13 protein-coding genes are annotated in these 16741 nt (G+C 67.9%); 8 read left to right on the forward strand and 5 right to left on the reverse strand.

Annotation, left to right across the window (positions count from 1 at the left end; all coding sequences use genetic code 11):
• The first annotated feature begins 156 nt into the window (after nucleotides 1-156).
• Nucleotides 157-1098: an NADP-dependent oxidoreductase gene (locus tag EDD25_RS09685; protein ID WP_134173089.1), complete on the forward strand. Its 942-nt coding sequence runs from the start codon at nucleotides 157-159 to the stop codon at nucleotides 1096-1098.
• Between the two features lie 103 nt (nucleotides 1099-1201).
• Here EDD25_RS09685 and EDD25_RS09690 read toward each other — a convergent pair whose 3' ends face one another.
• On the reverse strand, nucleotides 1202-1870 hold the full coding sequence (locus EDD25_RS09690; RefSeq protein ID WP_241986445.1) for an HAD hydrolase-like protein: 669 nt from the start codon (nucleotides 1868-1870) through the stop codon (nucleotides 1202-1204).
• A 160-nt stretch (nucleotides 1871-2030) separates the two neighbouring features.
• On the opposite strand from EDD25_RS09690, the gene EDD25_RS09695 reads away from it, so the two are divergent.
• Nucleotides 2031-3029, forward strand: coding sequence for a DMT family transporter (locus tag EDD25_RS09695; protein ID WP_134173090.1), 999 nt, complete (start codon nucleotides 2031-2033; stop codon nucleotides 3027-3029).
• 21 nt (nucleotides 3030-3050) lie between these two features.
• On the opposite strand, the gene nucS is transcribed toward EDD25_RS09695, so the two are convergent.
• On the reverse strand, nucleotides 3051-3746 hold the full coding sequence (nucS, locus tag EDD25_RS09700) for an endonuclease NucS (RefSeq protein ID WP_134173091.1): 696 nt from the start codon (nucleotides 3744-3746) through the stop codon (nucleotides 3051-3053).
• Between the two features lie 44 nt (nucleotides 3747-3790).
• Nucleotides 3791-5062: an MFS transporter gene (locus EDD25_RS09705; RefSeq protein WP_338419630.1), complete on the reverse strand. Its 1272-nt coding sequence runs from the start codon at nucleotides 5060-5062 to the stop codon at nucleotides 3791-3793.
• Between the two features lie 127 nt (nucleotides 5063-5189).
• On the opposite strand from EDD25_RS09705, the gene EDD25_RS09710 reads away from it, so the two are divergent.
• The 3 genes from EDD25_RS09710 (at nucleotide 5190) to EDD25_RS09720 (ending at nucleotide 9026) form a co-directional block, all read left to right on the forward strand.
• Nucleotides 5190-6227, forward strand: coding sequence for an iron ABC transporter substrate-binding protein (locus EDD25_RS09710; protein WP_134173093.1), 1038 nt, complete (start codon nucleotides 5190-5192; stop codon nucleotides 6225-6227).
• 76 nt (nucleotides 6228-6303) lie between these two features.
• Nucleotides 6304-7881, forward strand: coding sequence for an ABC transporter permease (locus EDD25_RS09715; protein ID WP_134173094.1), 1578 nt, complete (start codon nucleotides 6304-6306; stop codon nucleotides 7879-7881).
• On the forward strand, nucleotides 7878-9026 hold the full coding sequence (locus EDD25_RS09720; RefSeq protein WP_134173095.1) for an ABC transporter ATP-binding protein: 1149 nt from the start codon (nucleotides 7878-7880) through the stop codon (nucleotides 9024-9026). The genes EDD25_RS09715 and EDD25_RS09720 overlap by 4 nt, the downstream gene beginning before the upstream one ends.
• Nucleotides 9027-9031: 5 nt before the next feature.
• On the opposite strand, the gene EDD25_RS09725 is transcribed toward EDD25_RS09720, so the two are convergent.
• Nucleotides 9032-10408, reverse strand: a complete 1377-nt coding sequence (locus tag EDD25_RS09725; RefSeq protein ID WP_134175334.1) for an MATE family efflux transporter — start codon at nucleotides 10406-10408, stop codon at nucleotides 9032-9034.
• A gap of 50 nt (nucleotides 10409-10458) precedes the next feature.
• Here EDD25_RS09725 and EDD25_RS09730 point away from each other — a divergent pair, with 50 nt between their 5' ends.
• From EDD25_RS09730 to xylB, 3 genes are all read left to right on the forward strand, one after another.
• Complete coding sequence (locus EDD25_RS09730) at nucleotides 10459-12423, forward strand: M13 family metallopeptidase (RefSeq protein ID WP_134173096.1); 1965 nt, start codon at nucleotides 10459-10461, stop codon at nucleotides 12421-12423.
• 70 nt (nucleotides 12424-12493) lie between these two features.
• Nucleotides 12494-13396: a serine hydrolase gene (locus EDD25_RS09735; protein WP_134173097.1), complete on the forward strand. Its 903-nt coding sequence runs from the start codon at nucleotides 12494-12496 to the stop codon at nucleotides 13394-13396.
• 193 nt (nucleotides 13397-13589) lie between these two features.
• Nucleotides 13590-15005 carry a xylulokinase gene (gene xylB / locus EDD25_RS09740; RefSeq protein WP_134173098.1) on the forward strand — a complete coding sequence of 472 codons (1416 nt, stop codon included), beginning with the start codon at nucleotides 13590-13592 and terminating at the stop codon, nucleotides 15003-15005.
• Nucleotides 15006-15124: 119 nt separating this feature from the next.
• On the opposite strand, the gene EDD25_RS09745 is transcribed toward xylB, so the two are convergent.
• Nucleotides 15125-16609: an HNH endonuclease signature motif containing protein gene (locus EDD25_RS09745; protein WP_134173099.1), complete on the reverse strand. Its 1485-nt coding sequence runs from the start codon at nucleotides 16607-16609 to the stop codon at nucleotides 15125-15127.
• Between the last annotated feature and the right edge of the window lie 132 nt (nucleotides 16610-16741).

Consider the following 16741-nt stretch of genomic DNA (forward strand, 5'->3'; position numbering starts at 1 on the left):
AAATGCCGCCCTCGATTGCCGAGGGCGGCATTTCTGTGTCCGGCACTCGTTCCGACCCCTGGCACATGTTTCACGCAGTGCCATCGCGGCTGACGAGTGCCGCTGCGGCGAAACCCGCCCAGGGGCGCCCGTCATTGGATGGTGTTGACTGTGCGTATGGCGCAGAGATGGATTGCAACGGACTTTGGCGGCCTCGACGTATTCGAGCAGGTGGACGACGAGGTTCCGGCCCCCGGCACCGGCGAGGCCACCATTGAGGTGCGAGCCGCCGGCATGAACCCGGCCGATTTCAAGCACGTCGCACGCGGTGATGACCGGAGCCTGCTGCCGGTTCCCGTGGGCTATGAGGTGTCCGGAGTGATTTCGGCGCTCGGCCCCGACACGCAGATCGCCTCCGGCGCCGGTGCCGTCGGCGACGCGGTTCTCGCGTTCCGGGTGGCGGGCGGCTACGCATCCGCGCTCACGGTTGCCGCGAAGGACGTCTTTGCGAAGCCCGAAAACCTCAGCTTTGCCGAGGCCGCAAATCTTCTGTTGGTCGGTACGACGGCGGCAGAAATGCTGCATGTGTGCGGGGTTAGCCGCGGCGACACGATTCTCGTGCACGGCGCATCCGGTTCGGTCGGGGTGAGCGTGCTGCAACAGGCGAAGCTGATCGGCGCGCGCGTCATCGGTACCGCGAGTGAGTCCAACTTCGAAACGGTGGCGACGTTCGGCGGTGAGCCCGTGAGCTACGGCGACGGCCTGGAGGCGCGGGTCCGCCTCGCTGCTCCCGATGGTGTCGTCGCGGCGCTGGACTGTGTCGGTACGGATGAGGCCGTCGACGTCTCGCTCGCCCTGGTGTCAGACCGCCAGCGCATCGTGAGTATCGCCGCCTTCAGTCGTGCGAAGGACGACGGCTTCCGAATCATCGCCGGGGCAATGCCGGCGAGCACGGCGTTTCGCGACGAGGCGCGTGCCCGAATCATTCACATGGCCGCGGCTGGAGACCTCGTTGTGCCGATGGCCAGAACGTTTCCCCTCGCCGACGCCACGACCGCGCTGGATTTTCTGCGCGGCCAGCACCCGGGAGGCAAGCTAGCCCTGATTCCAGAGCACTAGTTCAGGCACGCTCGCTCGGTTCGTTCCGCTGGCCGCCAAATAACCCGGTCTGGGTGACGTTGTCACCGGGGATTGCCTGTTTGCGGCGATCCCCGGGGCGGGTCTAACCGAGCAGGAGTTTGCCGAGCATGTCGGTGGAGTGCACGATCGCGGTGGCGTCCGTCGCCTCCGCGGGGGAACCATATCCCCACTCGACGAGAATTGCCGGAAGGTTGTTCGCCGTGGCGCCGTCGACGTCGTGATGGCGGTCTCCCACGAGCACGGGGGTGCTCACGTCTGCGCCGTTCTCACTGAGGCGACGGAGCGCTTCAGTCACAATGTCGGCCTTCGTTGCTCGCGAGTCGTCTGCCGATGCCCCGACCATCACGGTGAAGAACCGGGCCAGATCGAAGTGCGTGAGAATGTCGATTGCGGTCAGTTCGGGCTTACTGGTGGCGAGGGCGAGGGGGATTCCGGCCTCATGGATGCGCTCAAGCAGTCCAGACACGCCGGGGTAAATCGCCGTGTCGAGGGCGGCGGCGCCGCGGTACTCGGAGCGGTACACCACGGCGGCCTCGGCGGCCGCCTCGACGGTCATTCCGGCGTACTCCTGAAAGGCGGAGTGCAGGGGCGGACCGACATAGGCAAGCAGATCATGGTCGGAGGGAACGGGGCGGCCCAGCAGAGCGAAGGTGCGGGCGAGTGAGCTGGTAATGGCCGGGGCGGAATCGGTAATCGTTCCGTCGAGGTCAAAAAGTATGGCGCTCCAGGTGCGCGTCAGGGTAGGATTCACTCACTTATCTTAGGCGGCGTCACCTGCGAAACCCCCGATACGCCCGACGTTCACCCCTAACCTCAGGGCGGCGCATGTCGCGCATCCGTTTTCTACGCTATTATCCAGATGCTGAGGGGCGATCTTTGGCCAGGGGTGGTAACAGGGGGAAGGTCGTTCGATGCGGCATTGGTGGCGGAGACCCGACGTTCTCATGGTTGGAGCGACCGCTCCGGCGTACGTCGCCACGCGTGAAGCCCTGACAGTTTTGTCACCGCAGGACCTCACCTCCCTGCGGTTTCTTGGCGCTGCCGCAGTCCTCGGCCTGTATCTTCTCGTGAACAGGCAACGCCTGCGGATCACCCGGAGGGATGTCCCACGGTTGCTGGCTGCTGCTCTGTGTGGCTATGCCGGTTTTGGCCTGCTGTTGAGCCTCGGCCAGTCCACGGTTCCGGCCGGAACGACCAGCCTGCTGCTCAACATCTCTCCCGTATTCGCATTCATCCTCGGGTACTTCGTTCTCGTGGAACGAACCACAACACTCGGCTACATCGGCATGGTCGTGGCCGTCGGCGGCGTGGTCATCGTTACCTTCGGCGACAGCACGGCCACAGGCTTCGACGAGAATGCGCTGCTGATTGTGGGTGCGGCGCTGCTCCTATCGGTGTTCCTGATCGTGCAACAGCCCCTGCTCGCCCGCGTGCCAGCGGTGGAGATCGTGTTCTGGAGTTGCGCCATCGGCGGCATCGGTGCTCTCCCCCTGGCGACTTTCGACGCCGACCCGGCGCAGGTCACGACGAGCTTCTGGATGGCGATCGTGGTGCTCGTGGTTCTGAGTACTGTGCTCGCGAACTCGATGTGGAACGTGACACTCAAACACTCGAGCGTGGCAGAGGGCGGGTCGCTCCTGCTCGTGGTTCCCATCTTCTCGCTTCTGCTCGGATGGCTGGTACTCGGTGAGGCGCCGAGCCTCGCCGCCATCGGCGGCGGCGCCATCGCCCTTGCCGGAGTCGTGATGCTGTCGCAGGCCACGTCGCGGCGCAAGCTGGCCGGGCCCGGTTTGCTGACCGGTGCCATACCGATCATCGACGTGCACCCCGGACTGGTGCCCATCGTGACGATGCCGCTGACCCTCGCGGATCTGCCGCACTTCGAGATGGTCTCGCCGGACGCTGACTAGGCGAGCACAACCAAAGCGTGCTTAGAAGAGGCGGGTTTTTGTGTCGTCGATGCCGCGCATTGCGTCGTAGTCGAGCAGCAGACAGCGGATGCCGCGGTCCTCGGCCAGTCGTCTGGCCTGGGGTTTGATCTCCTGGGCGGCGAAAACCCCGGTCACCGGGGCCAGATGCGGATCGCGGTTCATGAGTTCGAGGTACCGGGTGAGCTGCTCCACGCCGTCAATGTCTCCGCGCCGCTTGAGTTCCACGGCCACGGAGTGCCCACCGGCATCCTGGGCGAGAATATCGACCGGGCCGATCGCGGTCATGTACTCGCGGCGCACGAGGGTGTGGCCGTCGCCGAGCAGGTGAATGTGCTCGGCGAGCAGCTTCTGCAGGTGCGCCTCGACGCCCTCCTTGATGAGTCCGGGATCGATGCCGAGTTCGTGGGCCGAGTCATGTTGCACGTCGTAGATGCTCACCACGAGTTCATCGGCGGTCTTCGAGTGCGTCACGGTCCACAGCGCGGTGATTCCGGCGGCGGCCTGGTCGGCATCCGGCCCCTGCACCGACAGCGTGCAGGGCGAGCTCATCCAGTTGAGTGGCTTGTACGAGCCTCCATCGGAGTGCACGAGCAGGCTGCCGTCCGCCTTGATCATCAGGAGGCGGTTGGCGAGCGGCAGATGCGCGCTGAGCCTTCCGGCATAGTCAACGGAGCAATTCGCAATAACAAGGCGCACTCGACGAGCTTAACCGCAGGAGCTGAGCGGCGCATCCGCGGGGTTCAAGACCGTGCCGCGGATGCCGCCGGCCGAGCCGCCGGGGCAGCCAGCCCCGCGAGTACCATGAGCGCCAAAATCACATACAACGCGTTCAATACGCCCCAGGCATCGCCGAGCAGGCCCAGAACGGGCGGACCGACCAGAAAAGCGAAATACCCGATCATGGCCACGGCGCTCACCCGCGCGGCAGCATTCCTGGCGTCATCGGCCGCGGCCGACATCCCCACGGGAAAACCGAGCGAGGCGCCGAGGCCCCACAGCACGGTTCCCACGTACACGAGCCAGGCGGCCGGCGCCAGAATGAAGAGAATCAGCCCCACGATCCCCACCGCCGCGCTCGCGCGGAGCACGGCGACGCGGCCGTAGCGGTCCAGAACGGGCCCGCCGAGAACCCGGCCCACGGTCATGGCGCTCACGAACACGCCGAAGACGATCGCCCCGGAGGCGTTCGAGAACCCGTGACCGTCGACGGCGGCGAGGGCCAGCCAGTCGTTCGCTGACCCTTCGGCAAAGGTCATGCCGAGCACGATCATGCCGATCAGGAGCAGCTTGCGGTCGCGCCACACCGTGAGGTTCTGTGCGAGGCGTTCGCGCCACGATCCGGCGGGCTCTGCCGGGGCGTCGTCGCCGAGGTCATGCCGCAGTGGCAAAAAGCGCACGGCGGCAACCACGGTGCCCAGTACCAGGATGGCGATGAACGCGAGATGCCAGAACACCGAGACGCGCAGAACGGATGCCACGGCCCCGCCGAGCGCGCCCATCACGGTGCCGAGGCTGAAGCACGCGTGCATCAGCGGCATGAGCGTTCGGCCCACCTCGCGTTCGGCGGCCGCTCCCTCCACGTTCATCATCACGTCGAGTGAACCTATGCCGAAGCCGAAAACGGCGAGGGCGCCGAAGACGAAGGGTGCGGAGGGGAACAGGCTGACGCCGGCGCCCATCAGCACGAGCCCGGCGGCGGCCAGTGACATGCTCAGCGTCATGGCGCGGCGGGCGCCCAGGCGGGCGAGGAGCCAGGCGGCGAGGATGAGGCCGATGACCGATCCGGCGGAGAGCCCGAAGATGAGCAGGCCTACCTGGGTCGTGTCGAGACCGAGGCGGTCCCGCACGGCGGGGATGCGGCTCATCCAGGACGCGAGGCCGAGTCCGTTGACAAAGAAGGTGGCGAACACGGCATTGCGCCACTGGAACAGGGCATGCCGGGCGGGGGACGGGGTGGGGCGAGCATTCACGGGACGCGGCACGTTGTCTCCTGAGGGAGGGAGTCGATCCAGGAGGACCGCCCATAAAGGCTATCGGGTTGGCGCGTTTGACGGGCCTGGCGGCACGGCTCGATTCGCGCCGCACTGTAGGTTAGATTAGCCTTACCTTAGTTCAGCAATTCACGTCCCGGGAGACCACATGCGCCTATCGATTCCGCTCGCCGCTTTTGCCGCAGGCATGACAGCCCTTGCCCTTGTTGGCTGCTCCACGACTGCCGAGATTGACAGCAGCGGCTCGGAAGCCGATGGCTCCGTCACGCTCTACTCCGGCCGCGATGAGACGCTCGTGCAACCGCTCATCGATCTCTTCGAAGAGCAGAGCGGCATCTCGGTCGAGGTGCGGTACGGCAACACGGCCGAGCTCGGCGCGCTGCTGCTGGAAGAGGGCGACCGCACCCCCGCCCAGGTCTTCCTCTCCCAGGACGCCGGAGCGCTCGGCGCCCTGAGCAACGCCGGGCTCTTCGCCACGCTCCCGGCCGAAACAACGGATGCCGTTCCGGCCGGGTTCACCTCCACCGACGACACGTGGGTGGGCGTCACCGGTCGTGCCCGCGTCATCGCCTACGACCAGCAGCAGCTGAGCGCCGAGGAGGTGCCGGCATCGGTCGACTCCTTCACCGAGCCGGAGTGGTCGGGTCGCGTCGGCATCGCGCCCACGAACGCGAGCTTCCAGGCCTTCGTCACGGCGTACCGCGTGCTGAACGGCGAAGACGCTGCCGATAAATGGGTGGCGGATCTCGCCGCGAACAAGCCGCAAATCTTCGACAACAACCGGGCCATCCTCGCCGCCGTCAACGAGGGCGTCGTCGACGTTGGCCTGATCAACCACTACTACTGGTTCGCCCAGGCGGCCGAGACCGGCGCCGAGAACATGCGCGCCCAACTCTCCTACCCCGAGGCCGGTGACGCCGGGTCGATCGTGAACGTCACGGGCGCCGGCGTGCTCACGGGCGCCGCAACGGACGCCGACGCTCTCGCGCTCGTCGACTTCCTCGTTTCGGCCGAGGCGCAGCAGTACTTCGTGGACGAGACCTTCGAATACCCGCTCCGTCCGGGCGTCGACGCCCCGGCCGGCCTGCCGGCCCTCGACTCGCTCGTGAACCCCGACCTCGACCTCGCCGACCTGGAATCGCTCGCCGAGACCCAGTCGCTGCTTGGCAAGCACGGCCTCATCTAACCCCGGTGCAAACGGCTGCGCGGGCTCGCTTCCTGGGCCCCGCCCTGCCCGATTGCGCGGTCGGAACGAGCGCCGCATGAGCGTGCTTGTTCCGGAACTTGAGCTGGTCGCGAAGCCGCCGCGCCCGCGCGGCGGCTACCGCTTCGGGGCGCCGGGCTGGCTGCTCGTGCTCGCCGCCGTGTGCGCCTCGGCCGCGGCCATTCCTCTCGTCTACCTCGTGGTGCGCACGAGCGAGGCCGGGCTCGCCGAGCTCCTCGACACCCTGCTGCGCCCCCGGGTGCTGCAGCTCACGCTCAACTCGGTACTGCTCGCCGCCGCGGTGACGGTGTCGTGCCTCACGCTCGGAATCGCGAGTGCCTGGGTGCTCACCCGCGTACGCCTGCCCGCTGGCCGCGCGCTGTTGATCGTGGCGGCGCTTCCCCTCGCTGTGCCGAGTTACCTCGCCGCTTACGGCTGGCTCGTCTGGTTCCCGTCACTCAACGGATTCTGGGCCGCCTGGTTCGTGATGACCGCGGTCTGCACCCCCTACGTGACGCTCCCGGTCGCGGCCGCGCTGCGCGGGGCATCCGGTGACCTGGAAGCGGTCGCCCGCACCCTCGGCCGGGGCCCGTTCGGCGCGTTCCGGGCGGCGACCTGGCCGCAGATTCGCCCGGCCGCCATCGCGGGCGCCCTGCTCGTGTGCCTCTACTCCCTGTCGGACTTCGGCCTCGTCGCGATGCTGCGCTTCCAGACGCTCACCTGGGGAATCAACGCCGCCTACGGGGCGAGTTTCGACCGCAATCAAGCCGCGCTGCTCGCCCTCGTGCTCGTGGTGCTCGCCCTCATCGTGGTGGCGGGCGAGCGCAAGAGCCGCGGCCAGGTCGAGCGGACGGGCGGTCGCAGCACCCTGCCGGTGCACAGGCCGGGCCGCTGGCTCGTCGCTCTCGTGGCGCTCATCCTGCTCGCGCCGGGCGCGGGCATCGTCGTGCCGATCCTGGGTCTGCTGAGCCGCCTGCTCGACGCGGCAACGCTTCGAGCCGTCGACGTTCCCCGGCTGCTCGAGGCCGTGGGCGCCACCCTGGGGCTGGCCCTCGCTGCCGCTCTCGTGGCCGCCGTGCTCGCCCTGCCGATCGCCGCCCTCGCCGCGCGCCACCGTGGCCGGCTCGTGACCGCGATCGAGGCCGTGGGTTTTCTCGGCCACGGGCTGCCCGGCATTGTCGTGGGCCTCGCGCTGGTATTTTTCGCACTCGCCGCGGTTCCGGCGCTCTACCAAACCTCCGTGGTGCTCGTCTTCGCCTACGTCGTGCTCTTCATGCCGCGGGCGATCGGCAGCATGCGCAGCAGCATCGCCGCCGTGCCGGGCAGCCTCACCGATGTGTCACGGATGCTCGGCCACTCGCCCCTCGTCACCTGGTGGCGGGTCACGGCGCGCCTCGCCCTGCCCGGCATCGGCGTGGGCGCGCTGCTGGTTGCCATCTCCGTCATGAAAGAATTGCCCGCAACACTGTTGCTGCGTCCCACCGGTATTTCCACGCTCTCCACGGAGCTCTGGAGCCGCACGTCGGTGTTCGAATTCGGCGGAGCCGCGCCCTACGCGGCGGCGCTCGTCGTGCTGGCAGCCATCCCCACGGTGCTCCTGTCGGGCATCCGCGGTGTTGCAAAGGAGAAATCGTGACCTGGGTCACCGTTCAAGAACTGCGCGTCTCGTACGACGAGACCGACGTGCTCGAAAACATCGACCTCGCCATACCGCGGGGCAGCCTCGTGGCCGTGCTGGGTCCCAGCGGATGCGGTAAGACCACTCTGCTGCGTGCCATCGCCGGCCTGCTTCCCGCGTCGGCCGGCACCATCACGGTGGCCGATCGCGTGGTCTCCGCACCGGGCGTGCAGCTCGCTCCCGAAAAGCGCGGCATGGGCTGGGTGCCTCAGGACGCCTCCCTCTTTCCCCACCTCAGCGTGGGCGAGAACATCGGCTTCGGGCTGCCGCACGCCAGCCGGGCCGACCGTGCGAAGCGCACGGCGCGCATCGCGGAGCTGGCCGAGCTCGTGGGACTGGCCGGTTTCGTCGACCGGGCCCCGTCGCAGCTCTCCGGCGGGCAGGCGCAGCGAGTCTCGCTCGCCCGGGCCCTCGCGCCGCGCCCCGACCTGATGCTGCTCGACGAGCCGTTCGCGGCCCTCGATCCGCTGCTGCGTGGGGCGCTGCGCAGCGAGGTCGCTGCCTTGCTGCGGGACCAGAAGAGCACGAGCCTGCTCGTGACCCACGACCAGGAGGAGGCCCTGTCCCTGGCCGATTTCGTGGCCGTGATGCGCGATGGAGGCCTGCTGCAGTGGGGCACGCCGGCCGAGGTGTACGAGAACCCCGTGAGTTTCTGGGTCGCGGCGTTTGTGGGTGACACGGTGGAACTCGAGGGCACCTGGTCCGACGGCCGGGTCGAATGCGCGCTGGGATCGATCGCCGCCGATGCCGTCGACGGCGGAACGTCCGACGTGGATGGAACCCCGGTGCGGCTCATGCTCCGACCGGAATGGATCCACCTATCGCCGGCCATCACCCGCATCGTATCGCCCGCAGCCCTGCCCGCTAGTTCGCGCGTCGTGGCTCCGCACCGCTCCGGCCTCGGTATCGAGCCGGCCGGCACCGAACGCATCACCGCGACGGTCATGTCCATTGCGTACGGCGGCCACGACGCGCTCGTGAGCCTCGAACTCCTCGGCGGAGCGATCATCCGGGCGCGCGTCGCGGCCCCTGACCTGCCGAAGCGCGGCGACCGCGTGCGAGTCAGCATCCGCCGCCCCGCGCTCGCCTACCCGCTCGACTGAACCGGTCAGCGTGCTCCGACGACCATCCACGCCGTGCTTCGGGCACGCAACGACAGGGTGATCGCCCGGGCGCCGAGGTAGCCGAGCGCGAACGCGGACATCAGCCAGGCGAGACCGCTGGCACCCTCCGGGGCAAGCCACAGCACACCCAGCGCGAGGGGGACGAAGGCGGCGAGGTTCACCAGGCCGGTCAGCGCGAGGTAGCGCGCATCCCCGGCACCGATCAGCACCCCGTCGAGCACAAAGACCACGCCGCCGAGCGGTACCGACAGGCCCAGCACCACGAGCGTCGCCGGCAGCAGCTGGGTCACGGCCGGCGAGTTCGTGAAGAGGTGCCCGAGCACCCCGCTCGTGGCGATCACCAGCGCCGCGAGCCCGATGCCGGCCAGCACGCCCCACTCGAGGCACCGGCGCAGCACGGCCCGCACCCCGGCGACATCGTGGGCACCGAGTCCGCGGCCGACGAGCGCCTGCGCGGCGATGGCGAGGGCGTCGAGGGCGAAGGCGAGCGTCGCGAAAAGGGTCATCGCGATCTGGAATGCCGCGAGCTCGGGTGAGCCGAGCTGCGCGGCCACGAACACGGCGAGCAGCATCGCCGCCCGCAGGCTCAGGGTGCGCACGAAGAGCCAGCCGCCGCTGCGCGCACCGAGCAGCACCCCTCCGCGATGCGGCCGCAGCGGGGCCTTCTCCCGGCGAGCGTGCCGTACAACCACCACGAGGTACACGGCCACCATGCCCCACTGCGCAACGACCGTGCCCACGGCGGAGCCGGCGATCCCCCAGTCGAGCAGGTAGATGAACACGTAGTTCAATACAATGTTCACGGCGAACCCGATGCCGGCCACGAAGAGCGGCGTTCGGGTGTCTTGCAGCCCGCGGAGCAACCCGGTCGCGGCAAAGACCAGCAGCATCGCCGGTAGACCGAACATGGAGATGCCCAGGTAGGTCGAGGCATCCGCGGTCACGGATGCCTCGGCGCCGAATGTGCCGACCAGCGCCGGGGTCGCGGCGCGGCCCACGACCGCGAGCACCACACCGAGGCTGAGGGCCAGCCACAGGCCGTCGATGCCCACGCTCACGGCCCGACGCGCATCCCCGGCGCCGAGCCACCTGGCGACGGCCGGGGTGGTGCTGTAGGCGAGAAACACCATGAGGCCAATGATGGTCTGCAACACCGCGCTCGCGAGGCCAAGCCCGGCGAGGGGTATCGTGCCGAGGTGGCCCACCATGGCCGAGTCGGCGAGCAGAAAGAGCGGCTCGGCGATGAGCGCGCCGAGGGCGGGTATGGCGAGGCGCAGGATGTCGCGATCGATGGCCTGGGGCGTGAAAAGTCTGATGCTGTCGACTCTAGTTCGCGCCACCGGGACCTGGTGCCGTAGCATCTGCATGCCCAAGGTTCTCGGCGCCCATCCCACCGGAATAGGCTGGACGCATGACTGATCAGGTGAGCGCATCCGGAATCGACCGTAGTGAACTGGACCCGGAGATTCGGCCTCAGGACGACCTCTTTCTGCACGTGAACGGCAAATGGACTTCGCGCACCGAAATTCCCAATGACAAGGCCCGCTGGGGTTCGTTCACCCTGCTCGCCGAGGAGTCGGAGAAGGCCGTGCGCGACATCATCGTCGAGGCGCAGTCCGCCGTACCCGGCACGCTTGAGCGCAAATTCGGCGACCTGTTCACGAGCTTCCTCGATGAGGAACGCATCGAGGCCCTCGGCGCCACGCCCCTCGTCGCCGACCTCGCGACCGTCGATGCCATCACATCCATCTCCGAACTGCTCGCCGACCTCGGCCGGCTTGAGCGCGCTGGCGTGAGCGGTGCGTTCCACCTCTTCGTCGACAACGACCCGGGAGACCCCGAGCAGTACCGCGTGTTCATCGAGCAGGGTGGCTTGGGCCTCCCCGACGAGTCGTACTATCGCGAAGAGAAATTTGCCGCCATTCGTGAGGCTTACGTGCCTTTCATCGAGCGCATGTTCACCCTCGCGGGCGTCGACGACGCCGCCGCGCGCGCCCAGCGCGTGTTCGAACTCGAAACCGAACTCGCCGTGCACCACTGGAGCAAGGTCGAGACCCGCGACAGTGAAAAGACGTACAACCCGCGAACCTGGGGCCAGTTCTCCGCGCTCGCGGCTGGCGCCGACATCGACCTGTGGCTCGAGGGCGTCGATGCCCCGGTCGGAACGCTCGAGGAGGTCATCGTGCGGGAACCGAGCTTCATCGTGGGCCTCGCCGCCACCATGAGTGACGACCGGCTGGAATCCTGGAAGGACTGGCTGCGCTGGCAGATCATTCGTTCGAGCGCGTCGTACCTCTCCGGCGATTTCGTGGAGGCGAGCTTTGATTTCTACGGGCGCACGCTCAGCGGGACCCCGCAGCTGCGAGAGCGCTGGAAGCGCGGTGTCTCTCTCGTGGAAGGCGCCCTCGGCGAGGCCGTTGGCCGGATCTACGTGGATCGCCACTTCCAGCCGAGCGCCAAGAAGAGCATGGACGTGCTCGTGGAGCACCTCGTTGAGGCATATCGCCAGAGCATCTCCACCATCGGCTGGATGACGGAAGAGACCAGGGCTCGTGCCCTGGAGAAGCTCACGAAGTTCACCCCGAAGATCGGCTACCCGGTGAAGTGGCGCGATTATTCGAGCCTCGAGATGACGCCCGACGACCTGATCAGCAACGTGCGCGCGGCCAACGAGTTCGAGTTCCAGCGTGAACTGGGCAAGATCGGCAAGCCGCTCGACCGCGACGAGTGGTTCATGACACCGCAGACCATCAACGCGTACTACAACCCCGGCTTCAACGAGATCGTGTTCCCGGCCGCCATCCTGCAGTTCCCGTTCTTCGTGACCGAGCGAGATTCCGCGGCGAACTACGGTGCCATCGGCGCCGTGATCGGGCACGAGATCAGTCACGGCTTCGACGACCAGGGATCCAAGTACGACGGCGACGGCCGCCTCACCGACTGGTGGACCGAGGCGGATCGAGCAGCCTTCGAGGAGCGCACGAGCTCGCTCATCGCCCAGTACGAGGGCCTCTTCCCGAAGCAGGTGCCCGAGCACCACGTGAATGGCGCGCTCACGATCGGTGAGAACATCGGCGACCTCAGCGGGCTCTCCATCGCGTGGAAGGCCTACCTGCTGTCCCTCGATGGCGAAGAGCCGCCCGTCGTCGATGGCCTGACCGGGGCCGAGCGCTTCTTCTTCTCCTGGGCGCAGGCCTGGCAGATGAAGCTGCGCGATGCCGAGGCGATCCGTTTGCTCTCGATCGACCCGCATTCCCCGAATGAGTTCCGGTGTAATCAGATCGTGCGCAACATTGACGAGTTCTACACGGCCTTCGGCGTGACCGAAGCGGATGCGCTGTGGCTCGACCCCGATCAGCGCGTCACGATCTGGTAGCCCACCAGCCTCGTGCGTTAGGGTATCTGCGGGGAAGACCCTGACCGAGAGAGGCCCGTCGAGAGTGGTTATGGCAGTGCGGGATTCTGAGAAACGGTCGAGGCACCTGGCCGAAAATCACGGCAAGCACCTGGGCGCCGAGGTGCCCGAGAACTTTTCCCGAGGCTTCGAAGCGCTCGCCGACCTCGCGGTCAACGGCGTGCAGGTGTCGGCCAGGGCCACCGACCTCACGACCGGTCGTGTGCTTTTCTCCGTGGATGACCACGTGGCCATGCCCACGGCCCACATCGGGACCGTTTTGCTGCTCATCGAGGTCGCCGCCAAGCTGCGTGACGCAGATTTTGGCGCGCACACGGTTCTTGAACGCACGGTCGCCGACTCGGTTTCCGGAGCGGGCATCTGGCAGCACCTGCAGGTGTCGTCGTTGCCCATCGCCGACCTCGCGGCTCTCGTGGGGTCGATGAACGACAGCCTGGCGACGAACGTGCTCATTCGCGCCGTTGGGCTCGACGCCGTGCGGGCACGCACCGAGAAGCTCGGTCTCACCCGCTCTGCACTGCTCGATCGTGTTCGCGACCACCGGGGCCCCGACCACGCACCCCAACTGTCAGTGGGCAGCGCCAAAGAACTCACCTGGCTCTTCACGGCGCTCGCTCGGGGCGAGATCATCGACGCCGAGGCGAGCGAGCGGGTGCTGGGGTGGCTGTCTCTCAACACCGACCTCACGCTCGTGGCCGGTGCGTTCGGCTTCGACCCCTTCGTTCATCGGGAGGGCGACCACGGGCTGCTGCTCGTGAACAAGACCGGAACGACCGCGGGGGTACGCAGCGAGGTCGGGATTCTGCGCGGTCCACGCGCCGGTGTCACCTATGCCGTGTCGATGTCCTTCGCCGACACCGACTTGCCCACGCGGCTCAGGGTGCATGAGGGGCTGCGGTCAATCGGCCTCGACCTGCTCGAATACGTACACTGACTCGCGCCAGCCGCGCCAGTTACCAGCGAGGGCGACTCCTTCTTGAACGATCCGGCCGACCGGCCAGGAACCGGTCGCTTCAGCCTGCTCGTGGTCATCATGAGCGTGCTGCTGCGTGTGATCAGGATGGCCCACCTCGTCGAGGCTCGCGGTTAGGCTGAGCCGACGGTCGGTTCGAAGGGGATACCAACGCATGAGCGCACGCCGAACAGTGGCTGGGATCGACTCGTCGACGCAGAGCTGCAAGATTGTCACCGTGGATGCTGACACCGGCGAGCAGCTCACGCAGCGCAGCGCCCCGCATCCCGACGGCACGAGCATCGACCCGGCCCGCTGGTGGGACGCCTTCCTGGCAGCCGGGGGCGATGAGCTTGGCGGCGGCGTGGCCGGCGGCGTGGCGGCCCTCGGGGTGAGCGCGCAGCAGCACGGCATGGTCGCGCTCGATGCCGCCGACAAGCCGGTTCACGACGCACTGCTCTGGAACGACGTGCGTAGTGCCCCGCAGGCTGCGGCGCTCACCGAACGGTACGGCGCCCAGATGTGGGCCGACGAGGTGGGCGTGGTGCCGGTTGCCTCGTTCACGATCACCAAGCTGGCCTGGCTGCACGCGAACCGTCCGGAGCTCGCCGCGAAGGTGGAGCAGGTGCTGTTACCGCACGACTGGCTCACCTGGAACATACTCGGGCGCCCGGCGCAGGCCGCGACCGACCGCAGCGATGCCTCCGGCACCGGCTACTTCTCCGTGCACACCAACAGCTACCGCATGGACCTTCTCGAGGCCGCCCTCGGTCGCGAGGCGCGAGTTCCCACGGTTCTCGGCGCCTCCGAGCGCGCCGGTGTCACGCCCGGTGGCGTGGTGGTCTCGGCCGGGGCCGGCGACAACGCTGCGGCAGCCCTCGGACTCGGCATTGGCGAGGGTGACGTGGTGGTGTCCATCGGCACGAGCGGCACCGTTTTCGCCAGGACCACCGCCCGGATAGCGGATGCCTCCGGCTCGGTGGCCGGGTTTGCCGACGCCGCCGGGGGACAGCTTCCCCTGCTCGCCACAATCAACGGCGCCCGTACCCTCGTGTCCACGGCCCGCATGCTCGGTGTGGACATCGAACGTTTCGGCAGCCTTGCGCTTGCGGCACCGGCGGATGCCGGCGGACTGCTGTTGATGCCCTATCTCGATGGTGAACGGACTCCCAACCTGCCCGATGCCTCCGGCTCGCTCACCGGGATGCGCCGGGCGAACATGACGCCGGAGAACCTGGCGCAGTCATCCGTTCTTGGACTCGTCTGCAGCCTCGCCGATGCGCTCGACTCGCTGCGGGGCCAGGGCGTGGCCGTGCGTCAGGTGCTGCTGATCGGCGGCGGTTCGCAGTCGCCCGCCGTACAGAAGATTGCAGCGGATGTCTTCGGTGTGCCGGTCGTGCTGCCGGCGGCCCGCGAATACGTGGCTCTCGGTGCCGCGCGCCAGGCCGCCTGGGCCCTCGACGGCGGCAGCGACTTTCCGAGCTGGCCGCGCGCGATCGCGCTCGAATTCGAGCCGGCGGCCGACCGGTCGTGGGCCGCGGAGGTGCGCGCCCGTTACGCCGAGGCCCGCGGCACCATCTACGGCGCCTGACCCCTGCAGTTCGACCCCTGCAGTTCGACCGCGGCCGGGCTGCAGGGGCCTCCCCGGAGCTCACCTGCCGCTCGGCTTCCAGGGTTCACCAGCCCAAAGGCCCATCACGACCCCGGGTCCTATTGTCTGGATCTGCTCCACGGAGGATCGGCGCTCGGAGTGTTCGCGCGGTGGCTGGCCGCTGGTCGCCAGGTTCGGGTGGGGTCGAAGAGCACCGGGCCGCGCAGGTGGGGCCTCCCGGTGATCATTCGAATGTCCCACCCGGCGGTGTCGATGGTGTGGTGGTGGAACCAGCACAGCAGCACACCGTTTTCCACGTCGGTCAGTCCGTGGGACTGCCACGGAATCACGTGGTGCACTTCGCACCAGGCGGCGGCGATTTTGCAGCCGGGGATGACGCAGCCGTCGTCGCGGGCGGCGATCGCGCGGCGCTGGGCGGGGCTGAAGAATCGTTCCGTCGCTCCGAGGTGCAGTACGTGGCCGTCGTCGCCGATGATGACCTGCTGGTAGCCGCCGGCGCACAGCCGCTGGTTTACGCTGCGGAGGCTGATCGGGGCGTCGACGCCGTCGATCCAGCCGACGCCGCGACCGTTCTTCAGGTCGCGGGCGTTCACGTGCACCATCACGACGGGTGCCGCGCCGCCCATGGTCGGGGTTTTCGGGTCTCGGGCGGTCTTTTCGAACACCGCCCGCAGAATGTCGGCGCATTTCTCGCCGCCGGTGCGGTCGTCGACGGCTTCTTCGGCGCCGGGGATGAGTTCCCCGGCCTCCAGGCGCGCCTGGTCCTCCGCCGACGGAAACGCCGGTGCCGCGTGGGCACTGAGGAACGTGTTGAACACCCCGTTCATCACGCCGCGAAGGTCGGGCGTCACACCGCCGCGCAGCGGATACAGCCCATCCCGCAGGAGCCCGAACCCGAACGTGCTCTTCGCGGCCGTCTTGTCGTCGCAAGGCGCCGCCCCCTCAGGGTCGAGCATCGCCGCCCATTCGTGGGCCTGCGCCCGAATGAGGTCGGCACTGAACGCGATCCCCGCACCCGGGAGTCCTTCGGTCTCCGGGATGATCGCCCCCGTCGCCGACGCCACCAGGGCGCGTTCGGCCCGGTCGAGGTCGTCCGGGGCGACCCGGGTCGAGATCTGCTCGAGTGCGGTCACGATCACGTCGGCGGCGTCGATGCCGAGTTCCCCGGCGGCCAGACTCTCGGCGACGGCGGGGTGCCGCACCGGCATGACTTGCCCGACCAAGCCGCTGGTCGCGGACGAGACCCCGGTGATGGTGCCGCCGAGGCGCATCCGCCGCTTCGCCTCGCTACTCGAGATACGCGTCACCCCGGTGATCAGTTCGAACTTGCCGCGGCATCCGTTCTTCCACGCGAGCGAGTCATGACCGAGGCCGGAATCGGCGCGAAAAGCCACGTTGGCGGCGGAGCTGATCCGGCCACCATCCACCCGACGCCCCACGGCTTCCAGCGCGCCCATCACGGCCAGCGCCGCATCGTCGTCCAGGAGTGCGAATTGCACTCCGGCGAGGGCGGCCGTGACGAGTTCGCCGGCCTGCAGTAGCAGGGCGACCATCTCAGCTCCGGACTTCACCGTCGTGAACATACCCCCATTTTAGCGCGAATCGAACGTAAAAGCGAGGGTTGCTCACCTATTTCTTTATAGACCTTAGTAAGTAATTCTGCCGACCGAAGCCCGTAAACGAACCCGCCAGCGCCCTCACGGGCGCGGTTGGCG

It is taken from the genome of Cryobacterium psychrophilum, from assembly GCF_004365915.1.
In the GTDB taxonomy this organism is placed as follows: domain Bacteria; phylum Actinomycetota; class Actinomycetes; order Actinomycetales; family Microbacteriaceae; genus Cryobacterium; species Cryobacterium psychrophilum.